Here is an 11,424-nt window from a genome sequence, read left to right as displayed (position 1 = left end):
GTGCGTCAGATGATGGCGCTGATGGGCTGAAAAGCCTTTTTTCGTCTGCTGTGAGCACAAAAGCAAACGCCCCGAACAAGTCGGGGCGTTTGCTGGAACCACCATCAGTGTGTTTTCACACAGTCTGACGAAGGCCGGTTTTTTTTATGCAGCCACAGGATCAGCGCATCGATGGACCGTGGAAACCCATCCACATCGCCAATTGCTCCGCAACACTGGCACCGAGCTTTTTCGAGAAGCGATCAAACGTAGATTCCTGAACCGTGAAGTCCACCAGTTCTTTCTCGCCAATCACGTCACGCGCTACCGAACTGGCATTACCCAGACCATCAATCAGACCGAGCGGCAGCGCTTGCTCACCATTCCAGACCAACCCGGAGAACAGTTCAGGATGCTCTTTGTCCTTGAGGCGGTCGCCGCGCCCCTTCTTGACGCTGTTGATGAACTGTTGATGCGTTGTGTCCAGCACGCCTTGCCAGAATTGAGTTTCCTCTGGCTTCTGTGGCTGGAACGGGTCGAGGAACGACTTGTGCTCACCCGACGTGTAAGTACGACGCTCGACACCCAGCTTCTCCATGGTGCCGACAAAGCCGTAGCCAGCCGCCGTCACACCAATGGAGCCCACCAGGCTCGCCTTGTCGGCGTAGATCTGATCCGCCGCGCTGGCAATGTAGTAAGCGCCCGAAGCCCCCAGATCCGAGATCACTGCATACACTTTGGTGTCCGGATGCAGGCCGCGCAGACGGACGATTTCGTCATACACATAACCCGACTGCACCGGACTGCCCCCCGGGCTGTTGATGCGCAAAATGATGCCTTTGACCTTCTCGTCCTCGAAGGCCGCACGCAGACTGCCGACGATGTTGTCAGCGCTGGCCGGTTCCTTGTCGGCAATCATGCCCGTCACGTCGATCAACGCCGTGTAGTTGGAGCTGCTGGTCGCACTCTTTTCCATGTCCATCAGCGGCGTGAACAGGATCAGCGCGACAAACAGGTACACAAAGGTCAGCAGCTTGAAGAAAATCCCCCAGCGACGCGATCGGCGCTGCTCCTGCACACCAGCCAGCAGGGTCTTTTCCAGCAGCTTCCAGCTTTTTTCGTCACCGCTCTCTGCGCTCGCCTTGGCGGGCGCTTTCCATTCGTCGGTCATGACATCTACCCCAGCAAAAACCTATTAAGCCCGCTGACCCAGCCAGGCATGCAATTCTGAAAAACGATCAATGGCCAGTGCCGGCTCGAACAACTTCAACGCCTCGATCGATTGCGCGCCGTAGCTGACCGCCACCGAATCCATGCCGGCGTTGCGCGCCATCTGCAAGTCGAAGGACGAATCGCCGACCATCAGCGCCTGCTCGGGGCGAACCTCGCAATGCGCGAGAATCTGCTCAAGCATCAGCGGATGCGGCTTGCTGGCGGTTTCGTCGGCGGCGCGGGTGATATCGAAATACTCTTCCCAACCGTGGGATTTCAGCACCCGATCCAGCCCGCGACGAGCCTTGCCGGTCGCTACAGCCAGATGATAGCCCTCGGCACGGAACGCCTCCATCGACTCGACTACGCCTTCGAACAGCGGCGAAGGCACGGCTTCCGAGGCGATATAGTGATCCGCATAGTGCTGACGAAATGCGGCCAATTCGGCATCGCCTATCTCGGGATATAACGTGCGAATCGCCTCTGGCAAACCCAGGCCGATAATGCCTTTGACCGCAAAATCATCACGCAACGGAAATCCGGAGCGCTCGGACGCGACATGCATTGCCTCGACAATCCGACCAATGGAGTCGGCCAACGTGCCGTCCCAATCGAAAATCAGCAGCTTGTAATCAGAGTGGCGCACTCAATCGCTCCACGGTCTTGGCCCACATCTCGTCCACAGGCGCCTGCAATTTCAACTCGCTGCCATCGGGCAACGGCACGGTCAGCATGTAGGCGTGCAAGAACAGACGCTTGCCACCCAGATCGCGGATTTCCTTGCTGAAATCTTCGTCGCCATACTTGGTATCGCCAGCGATGCAATGCCCGGCATGCAGGGTATGGACGCGGATCTGGTGAGTCCGGCCAGTGATCGGCTTAGCCTCGATCAGGGTGGCAAAGTCGCCGAAGCGGCGCAGGACCTTGAACACGGTCACGGACTCCTTACCCTCCTCCTCGTCGACCTCGACCATGCGCTCGCCGGAGCGCAGATTGCTTTTGCCCAGCGACGCACGGACTTGCTTGATCGAGGCCGCCCAGTTACCGCGGACAAGCGCCATATAGCGCTTATCGACGCCATCGCCGCGCAATGCCGTGTGCAAGTGACGCAACATGCTGCGCTTCTTGGCGATCATCAGCAGGCCGGAGGTATCACGGTCGAGACGGTGAACCAGTTCGAGTTCCTTGCAATCGGGACGTAACTGACGAAAGGCTTCGATCACCCCGTAAGTCAGGCCGCTGCCGCCATGAACCGCGATGCCGCAAGGCTTGTTGATCACGATCAGTGCTTTGTCTTCAAAAACAATCGAGGCTTCGAGGCGTTGCAGAAGGCCCTGGGCCAGCGGCACCGGCTCGTCGCGCTCAGGCACGCGAACCGGCGGCACGCGCACGATATCGCCCGCCTGCAGCTTGTATTCGGGCTTGATCCGACCTTTGTTCACTCGCACTTCGCCTTTGCGCAAAATGCGGTAAATCAAGGTCTTGGGCACGCCTTTAAGCCGAGCGAGAAGGAAGTTATCAATACGTTGGCCGGCATATTCCGGCGAGACCTCCAGCAGTTGTACGGCTGGGGTCGAAGGGGCTGTAGTCGTCATGGCGCGGATGATAACAATTTTTTATGGAATTGAAGCACTTAATCATTGCTGCTATAGTCGCGAACGCCGCCAAAAGCGGCCTGGACAGCGGACCAACGGTCAAAAACCGGCCCTGACCAACGCAATTCACCAGGACGCGAGGCCGTCCTACGGGGCTTTCGCTACGTAAAGGTGGAGTTTGCAGCTGTAACAAGCGCAGGTGACATGAGGCCTGAATCATGCCGCAAAGCAGAGTTTTCACTCGCCTTGCGAGCAAATATTCACGGCCAGTTCACAAAGTGCAGTCAGCCACGAACGACCCTGGGCGAACGCTTCGGAAACAACGCCTAAATTAGCCATGATGCGTGACCTCCCCCTTCGGAGCTCACGGTAAATGCCAACCCGCTGCGGATTCTGCGCGCGGCAGCACCCGAATTATCAGGGATACGTGTAGGGTGGAGATGCACAACCGCTGGACTGTGTAGCAATAGGCTTTATCAAGACGCTTCATCTCGTCCACAGCCGCTGGTTGATTCCTCCTCCTGACTGAGTGCTTAAGTAGCCACAGCAAGCAGGACGCGTACGTCGCGACACCGGCCCAATTGGTCGGGGTTCGCTAGACACTGGAGTGGCCAACCACTCCTGACGCACCTGACACCGACCGTGAGAAGTCGTGTGTGCCGAACGCCGTTTCCGGCAGCCCGGAAACCGACGGTACTACATGAAAAGAATGCTGATTAACGCAACTCAACCCGAAGAGTTGCGTGTTGCACTGGTAGATGGCCAACGCCTCTACGACCTGGACATCGAATCCGGTGCACGCGAGCAGAAGAAGGCCAACATCTATAAAGGCCGGATTACTCGCATCGAACCAAGCCTTGAGGCTGCCTTTGTCGATTTCGGCTCCGAGCGCCACGGCTTCCTGCCCCTCAAAGAAATCTCCCGCGAATACTTCAAGAAAGCCCCCGAAGGCCGCGTCAATATCAAGGACGTCCTGAGCGAAGGCCAGGAAGTCATCGTTCAGGTCGAAAAAGAAGAACGTGGCAACAAGGGCGCCGCCCTGACCACCTTCATCAGCCTGGCCGGTCGTTACCTCGTTCTGATGCCGAACAACCCACGTGCCGGCGGTATCTCCCGTCGCATCGAAGGTGAAGAGCGCAACGAACTGCGTGAAGCCCTGAACGGTCTGGTTGCCCCGGCCGACATGGGTCTGATCGTGCGCACTGCCGGCCTGGGCCGCAGCAGCGAAGAAATGCAGTGGGACCTCGATTACCTGCTGCAACTCTGGACCGCCATCAAAGAAGCTTCGCTGGATCGTTCCGCGCCGTTCCTGATCTACCAGGAAAGCAACGTGATCATCCGCGCCATCCGCGATTACCTGCGCCAGGACATCGGCGAAGTGCTGATCGACAGCGTTGAAGCCCAGGACGAAGCCCTGACCTTCATCCGCCAGGTGATGCCGCAGTACGCCAGCAAGATCAAGCTGTACGAAGACAGCGTTCCGCTGTTCAACCGTTTCCAGATCGAAAGCCAGATCGAGACCGCCTTCCAGCGCGTCGTTGAACTGCCTTCCGGCGGTTCCATCGTTATCGATCCGACCGAAGCCCTGGTGTCCATCGACATCAACTCGGCGCGCGCCACCAAAGGCAGCGACATCGAAGAAACCGCACTGCAGACCAACCTTGAAGCCGCCGAAGAAATCGCCCGTCAGTTGCGCTTGCGCGACATCGGCGGCCTGATCGTCATCGACTTCATCGACATGACCCCTGCCAAGAACCAGCGCGCCGTGGAAGAGAAAGTCCGCGAATGCCTGGAAGCCGACCGCGCTCGCGTGCAAGTCGGTCGCATCTCGCGCTTCGGCCTGCTGGAAATGTCCCGTCAGCGCCTGCGTCCATCCCTGGGCGAAAGCAGCGGCATCGTTTGCCCGCGTTGCAACGGCACCGGCATCATCCGTGATGTTGAATCGCTGTCGCTGGCCATCCTGCGCCTGATCGAAGAAGAAGCCCTGAAAGACCGCACCGCCGAAGTTCGCGCACAAGTGCCTATTCCGGTTGCCGCGTTCCTGCTCAACGAAAAACGCAACTCGATCACCAAGATCGAACTGCGCACCCGCGCCCGCATCGTCATTCTGCCGAACGATCACCTCGAAACGCCGCACTTCGAAGTTCAGCGTCTGCGCGATGACAGCCCGGAAGCCAGCATCAATCAGTCCAGCTACGAAATCGCCGCTGCCGCTGCCGAAGTTGAAGAAGTCCAGCCAGCTGCTGCGACCCGCACCCTGGTTCGCCAGGAAGCGGCGGTCAAGACCGCTCCGGCCCGCGCCAACGCTCCGGTTCCGACCGAAGTCGTCGCTGCCGCCCCCGTGGCTGCACCGGTTGCCGTGCCAGAACCAAGCCTGTTCAAAGGCCTGGTAAAGACGCTGGTCAGTCTGTTCGCCACCAAGGAAGAGCCTGTTGCTCCGGTTGTGGTTGAAAAACCAGCGACCACCGAGCGTCCGGCCCGTAACGAAGAGCGTCGCACCGGTCGTCAGCAGAGCCGCAACCGTAATGGTCGCCGCGATGAAGAGCGCAAGCCTCGTGAGGAACGTGCACCGCGTGAAGAACGCGCACCCCGTGAGCCGCGCGAAGCCCGCGAAGAAACCCCGGCCGTAGCCCGCGAAGAACGTGCTCCACGTGAAGAACGCGCCCCTCGCGCGCCTCGTGAAGAACGTGCACCGCGCGCTCCACGCGAAGACCGCAAGCCACGTGGCGATCGCGAAGAGCGTCCGGTTCGTGAACTGCGCGAGCCTCTGGATACCGCTCCGGCCGCTGCTGCCGCTACTGCTACCGCTGAAGAGCGTCCAGCTCGCCAGCCACGTGAAGAACGCGCTCCACGCCCACCGCGTGAAGAACGTCAGCCACGTGCAGAACAAGCCGCTGCCGCCGTCGCTGAAGAAGAGCTGACCTCAAACGAAGAGCAACTGCAGGAGGAAGGTCAGGAAGGCGCCGAAGGCGATCGTCCACGCCGCCGCTCCCGTGGCCAGCGTCGTCGCAGCAACCGTCGTGAGCGTCAGCGTGATGCCAACGGTAACGTGATCGAAGGTTCGGAAGAATCCGAGTCCGCCGAAGGTAGCGAAGCTGGCGAAAGCAATGAAGCGCCAAGCACTTCTGATCTGGCCGCCGGCCTGGCTGTGACCGCAGCCGTTGCCAGCACCGTGATCAGCGCTCCAGCTGAAGCACAAGCTCACGAGCAAGCCGAACGCGCGACTGCTGCTGTTCAGGAAACTGCTCCGGTTGAAGCGCCAGTGGTTGAAGCAACGACTCCGGTCGAAGCGACTGCCGCTCCGGAAATCGAAGTGGCTCCGGTTCGTGAAGCACAGCCGGTTGTTGAAGCTGCCGCCGAGCCTGCTACCTTCGCTAAACCTGTCGCCGAGCCAGTGGTTGCTGCCGAACCTGCTGCCGAAACCGTCACTGAAACTGTGACCGAAGCTGTCCGCGAAGTTCGTGAAGAACAAACCGCGTTCAACTGGGTTGCCGAGACAGCCGTCGAAGCACCAGCGCCAGTCGTTGAAGCCCCGGTGGCTGAAGCGATGGTTTCCGAACCAGTGGTTGTGGCAGCCGAACCTGCTCCAGTCGTTGAAGCGCCGGCTCCAGTGGTTGCCGAAGTGGCGGAACCGGCCGTTGAAGCGGCCCCGGTCAGCGCCCTGACGCCTAGCGGCCGTGCGCCGAACGATCCACGTGAAGTGCGTCGTCGCAAGCGTGAAGCCGAGCGTCTGCAGAAGGAAGCCGAACTGGCTGCCGCTGCTGCTCCGGTTGAAGCTGAAGTGGTCGAAGCGGCGCCTGCCGAGTCGGTCATCGAAGAAGCACCGCGCTCCGTTCAGGAAGCCGTAGAGCAACACGAACAAGCCCAGGAAAAAGAGCATGAGCCTAAACCCCTCGTCTAATTCCCCAGGCCATTAAAAGGCCCCGCTTGGTAATCCCAAGCGGGGCTTTTTTATATCTCCGAATTTCACTGCGATCCCCTGTGGGAGCGAGCCTGCTCGCGATAGTAATTTATCACTCAACATTGATGCTGACTGATCCACCGCTATCGCGAGCAGGCTCGCTCCCACAGGGGGGATCTATGCTGGCTTGAAGGTCAGCGCCTCAGGCACATCCACATCCCACAACACCCCGGGATCATCCACCGCCACTTCAACCACCCTTCCCTGCGCAAACAGCGGCTTGGCGCCGTGATCACCGGACAATCCCGTCAACCCCGGCCCAAAGCTGCGACCGAACCCGACCGGATGCCCGTAATCGCCCGCATGCACCGGCACACTGACGGAGTCTTCAGCAATCCCTGCCACCACCCGCTCAATACTCGATGGCAGGATAAACGGCATATCCCCCAGCACAATCAACCAGCCATCGAGCTGCGGACATGCCGCCACGCCAGCTGCAATGCTGTCACCCATGCCCGTCGTTTCGATCAATACAACCTCGAAATCGTAGGCCTGAGCCATGCGAATTACCTGCGGACGATCCTCTGTGGTCACCAGCACGCGTTTATCCAGCGAAGTCGGCACGTTCACCAACACCTGCTCGATCACCGAACGCACAGTGCCGTCGCGCCCCGTGCAATCCGCCAACAGCTTGTCCTTGTCAGCCCCCGCCACCTGACGAAAACGACTGCCCTGCCCCGCCGCCAGCACAATGACGCCGATGGGTTCACTCATACCACCTCCTGAAACGGTTTCTTTTGCTTCAGTTCGACGCCGTTCTTGATCGCGACAATTTCGGCCATCAGTGACAAGGCGATTTCCGCCGGACTATGGCTGCCAATGTGCAACCCGATCGGGCCATGCAGACGCTCGATCGCCTGTGGCGACAAGCCTAGCTCTGCAAGGTTTGCCCGGCGCTTCAGGCTGTTGACCCGCGAACCCAGCGCGCCAACATAAAAAGCCTTGGAGTCCAGGGCCGTGAGCAGCGCCATGTCATCCAGACGAGGATCGTGAGTCAGGGCGACGATGGCCGTGCGCTCGTCGGCCTGAATGGTCAGCACAGCCTCATCAGGCATGCCCGAGACAAAGCGACCGTGCTGCTCTTCCCAACCGTAAACGAACTCGGGGCGTGGATCGCAGATCAATACTTCGAAGTCCAGCAGCCGGGCCATCTCCGCGACGTAACGGGACAATTGCCCCGCGCCGATCAGTAACAGGCGCCAACGCGGACCATAAATCGCGCGCAGCGTGTTGCCGTCGAAACTCAGCACATCGGCCTTGTCCGCTGACTGCAACACCACTTCACCCGTCGCAATATCAAGCGCACGAGCGACAATTTCATGCGCCTCACAGCGCGTCAGCAACTCGGCGACCCAACGCGGATCGCCAACCTGCTCCTCGGTCAGGCGCAACGTACCGCCACAGGGCAAACCAAACCGCGCGGCCTCCTCGCGAGTGACGCCATAGGTGATCAACTGCACGGGCGGCCCGTCAGCCGGGATACGCCCGTCGTGCAGCCGGGCAATCAAATCATCCTCGACACAACCGCCCGACACCGAGCCGATCACCACGCCATCTTCACGCAAGGCCAGCATGGCGCCAGGTGCCCGAGGCGCGGTGCCCCAGGTCTGGACCACGCTGTACAACACCACCCGCTGACCGGCGCGGCGCCATTCGAGCACGCTGCGCAGGACATTCAGATCGACGCTGTCCATCAGGCTTGTGCCTTCTGCCAACCTTGCAGTTGATAGCGAACCGGCAGGCTGCGGATACGTTTACCGGTGGCGGCGAAGATCGCGTTGCACAGCGCCGGCGCAATCAGCGGCACGCCAGGCTCGCCGACACCGCCCAATGGCACAACGCCTGGCGGGGTGACCAGATGAACAGCGACTTCCTTGGGCGCCAGCGACATGCGCGCCACTTCGTACATGTGGAAGTTGTCCTGCTGGACCTTGCCATCCTTGAAGCTGATTTCCCCCAACACTGCATTGCCCAGCCCCATAACGCAGGCGCCCTCGAACTGCGAGCGGATGCGCTCGGGGTTGATCTGCGGCCCGCAATCCACGGCGATGTCAGCCTTGTGCACGATCAGAGTGCCGTCGTCTTTGACTTCGACTTCGATCACCGCCGCCACATAGGTGACGAAGCTGTATTGCACCGCCAGCCCCAAGCCTCGGCCCTTCGGCAGCTCGCGCCCCCAACCGGCGGCCTTGGCGGCGGTTTCCAGTACCGTGCGCAGCCGTGCAGTATCGATCGGATAGCGCTCGGGGGATTCGCCGTAGTTCCACTCGTCACTCAACGTGCGCGGATCGATCTGACGGTCCGGGCCGAGCAATCTGATCTGGTACTTGAGCGGATCCTGCCCGGCCTTATGCGCCAGTTCATCGACAAAACTTTGAATCGCAAAGCCGTGCGGGATGTTCGACACTGAGCGATACCAGCCGACGCGGGTATGCGCCGTCGCCTCCGGATTTTCCAGGCGCACGTTGGGAATCGCGTAGGCCATGTTGGTGAACCCCATGCCCAGCTCAAACGCCGCTTCATGATTCATGCCTGGAGCAAACAGCGCAGTGATGCTCGGCGCCACGGTGCGGTGCAGCCAGGCGGAGGGTAGGCCGTCCTTGTTCAGACCAGCTTTCAGATACTCCGCCGACACGGTGTGGAAGTAGGAACAGTGGATGTCGTCTTCACGGGTCCATTGCACCCGCACCGCCTTGCCAGGGAACTCTTTAGCGAGGATCGCCGCTTCAATAATGAAGTCAGGCTTGGATTTTCGACCGAAGCCGCCACCGAGCAAGGTGACATTGAACGTGACGTTATCGAACGGGATGCCGAGGCGCTCGCCAATCCGTGTGCGGGTGACTTGCGGCGCCTGACTCGGCCCCCAGGCTTCGCAGACACCATCCTTGAAGCGGGCAATGGCGACCATAGGTTCCATTGGCGCCTGCGCCAGGTGCGGCAGGTAGTAGGACGCTTCGAGGATAGTGTCGGCGCTGTCCATGGCCTCCTCGATGTTGCCGGTATTGCGCACCACTTTGCCGGGTTTGAGGGACGCGGCTTCCAGTTCCTTGCGATAGGCAATCGAGTCATAACTGGCGTTCGGGCCGTCATCCCACTCGATCTTCAGCGCCTCGCGGCCCTTGATTGCCGCCCAGGTGTTCTTGGCCACCACGGCCACACCACCCAAGGGTTGAAATTCGGACGGCACCGGACTGGCGCCGATCTGCAACACCTTAATCACGCCGGGGACTTTCATCGCGGCGCTGGCATCGAAGGTTTTGACCTTGCCGCCGTATACCGCCGGACGCGCAATGGTGGCGTAGAGCATGCCGTCGAAATGCACGTCGGCCCCGTAAATGGCGTGGCCGTTGACGATGTCGGCCCCATCAATGGCCTTGGAGCCTTCCTTGCCGATGTAGAGAAACTGCGACGGATCCTTGAGCCGAACGCTGTCGCGAGCGGGCACCGCCAGCGCACCGGCTGCCACGGCCAGCTCGCCATAACCCAACTCACGACCGGTCGGTGTATGGATGACTTTGTGCAGTTGCGCATGGCACTCACCAACCGGCACTTTCCACTGCTCGGCGGCGGCCTGTTCCAGCATGGTTCGAGCGGCGGCGCCGCAACGGCGCATTGGCTCGTACCAGTGACGCATGCTGCGCGAGCCGTCGGTGTCCTGGTTGCCGAAACGCACTTCGTCGCCCGGCGCCTGTTGCACTTTCACCCTCGCCCAGTCGGCGTCCAGTTCATCGGCCACCACCATTGTCAGGCTGGTGCGCACGCCCTGGCCCATTTCCGAGCGGTTGCAAACCACGGTCACCGTGCCATCGGTGGCGATGCTGACGTACACCTTAGGATCATCAATCGCGCCGTGGGGCATGCCGTCGGCGCCGAACTTCTTCGATGTCTCTTCGGCGAAAGCGTCCTGCCAGCCCCAACTGGCCGCCAGCACCAATGCACTGGTAGCGCCGACACCTTTGAGGAAACCGCGTCGACTCAGGTTGCTGAGATTGCTCAGGGCAAAATCATTCGGTAACTGGCTCATGCCTTGGCCTCCTTCAAGTGAGACGAAGCCTGACGGATGGCGATTTTGATGCGGTTGTAAGTCCCGCAACGGCAAATGTTGCCGACCATCGCTTCTTCGATTTGCGCGTCGGTGGGGTTCGGATTGGTTTTGAGCAGCGCTGTCGCTGACATGATCTGCCCGCCTTGGCAGAAACCGCATTGCGCGACGGCGGTATCGAGCCAGGCTTGCTGGACCACCTGCCCGATCGGGTCGGCGTGCAAGTACTCAATGGTGGTGACGTTCTGCCCGACCACCGAGCCAATCGGCGTGATGCAACTGCGCGCGGGCGATCCGTCGATGTGAATCGTGCAAGCGCCGCACAGGCCCATGCCGCAGCCGAATTTGGTACCGTTGTAACCGGCCACATCGCGAATGGCCCAGAGCAGCGGCATGTCCTCGGTGACGTCGAGTGGATGGTCTTGACCGTTGAGCTTCAGGGTAATCATGGGCACGCCCGCATAGTTCTTGAGTTATGGGGTCGAGCAATCTGCCGTGGGATCTTGATTGGTTACACGCAGATCGACTCAGGCTAATGAGGCTCTCTTATGCAACGGGAATATCTGCACCGGGCCTTTAGTGGAGCAAATGCTTGCATCGTTAGGTGGCTAAGTTAACCCAGCATTAACAAAAAA

8 protein-coding genes are annotated in these 11,424 nt (G+C 60.2%); 1 reads left to right on the top strand and 7 read right to left on the bottom strand.

Annotation, left to right across the window (positions count from 1 at the left end; all coding sequences use genetic code 11):
• Positions 1–160: 160 nt before the first annotated feature.
• From KGB06_RS14740 to rluC, 3 genes are read right to left on the bottom strand one after another with little or no spacing between them, the layout of a single operon-like run.
• The gene (locus KGB06_RS14740) at positions 161–1,150 is read right to left on the bottom strand and encodes a S49 family peptidase (RefSeq protein WP_223516915.1); all 990 of its coding nucleotides are present in this window, start codon (positions 1,148–1,150) and stop codon (positions 161–163) included.
• A gap of 24 nt (positions 1,151–1,174) precedes the next feature.
• The gene (locus KGB06_RS14735; protein WP_223516913.1) at positions 1,175–1,837 is read right to left on the bottom strand and encodes an HAD-IA family hydrolase; all 663 of its coding nucleotides are present in this window, start codon (positions 1,835–1,837) and stop codon (positions 1,175–1,177) included.
• Positions 1,824–2,786, bottom strand: a complete 963-nt coding sequence (rluC, locus tag KGB06_RS14730; RefSeq protein ID WP_223516911.1) for a 23S rRNA pseudouridine(955/2504/2580) synthase RluC — start codon at positions 2,784–2,786, stop codon at positions 1,824–1,826. Before rluC ends, KGB06_RS14735 begins: the two co-directional genes overlap by 14 nt.
• A gap of 700 nt (positions 2,787–3,486) precedes the next feature.
• On the opposite strand from rluC, the gene rne reads away from it, so the two are divergent.
• Complete coding sequence (gene rne, locus KGB06_RS14725; protein ID WP_223516910.1) at positions 3,487–6,687, top strand: ribonuclease E; 3,201 nt, start codon at positions 3,487–3,489, stop codon at positions 6,685–6,687.
• A gap of 177 nt (positions 6,688–6,864) precedes the next feature.
• On the opposite strand, the gene KGB06_RS14720 is transcribed toward rne, so the two are convergent.
• Genes KGB06_RS14720 through KGB06_RS14705 form a run of 4 tightly spaced genes read right to left on the bottom strand, consistent with a single transcriptional unit; the run spans position 6,865 to position 11,238 of the window.
• Complete coding sequence (locus KGB06_RS14720; RefSeq protein WP_223516908.1) at positions 6,865–7,461, bottom strand: nucleotidyltransferase family protein; 597 nt, start codon at positions 7,459–7,461, stop codon at positions 6,865–6,867.
• Positions 7,458–8,441, bottom strand: a complete 984-nt coding sequence (locus KGB06_RS14715; protein ID WP_223516906.1) for an XdhC family protein — start codon at positions 8,439–8,441, stop codon at positions 7,458–7,460. Before KGB06_RS14715 ends, KGB06_RS14720 begins: the two co-directional genes overlap by 4 nt.
• On the bottom strand, positions 8,441–10,771 hold the full coding sequence (locus KGB06_RS14710; protein ID WP_223516904.1) for a xanthine dehydrogenase family protein molybdopterin-binding subunit: 2,331 nt from the start codon (positions 10,769–10,771) through the stop codon (positions 8,441–8,443). The genes KGB06_RS14715 and KGB06_RS14710 overlap by 1 nt, the downstream gene beginning before the upstream one ends.
• Positions 10,768–11,238 (bottom strand): (2Fe-2S)-binding protein, encoded by a 471-nt coding sequence (locus KGB06_RS14705; RefSeq protein WP_223516902.1) that lies wholly within the window; start codon positions 11,236–11,238, stop codon positions 10,768–10,770. The genes KGB06_RS14710 and KGB06_RS14705 overlap by 4 nt, the downstream gene beginning before the upstream one ends.
• Positions 11,239–11,424 lie beyond the last annotated feature (186 nt).

Origin of the sequence: Pseudomonas sp. GL-B-19, from assembly GCF_019956415.1 — a bacterium.
Classification (GTDB): domain Bacteria; phylum Pseudomonadota; class Gammaproteobacteria; order Pseudomonadales; family Pseudomonadaceae; genus Aquipseudomonas.
This window is presented reverse-complemented; position numbering and strand designations above follow the sequence as displayed.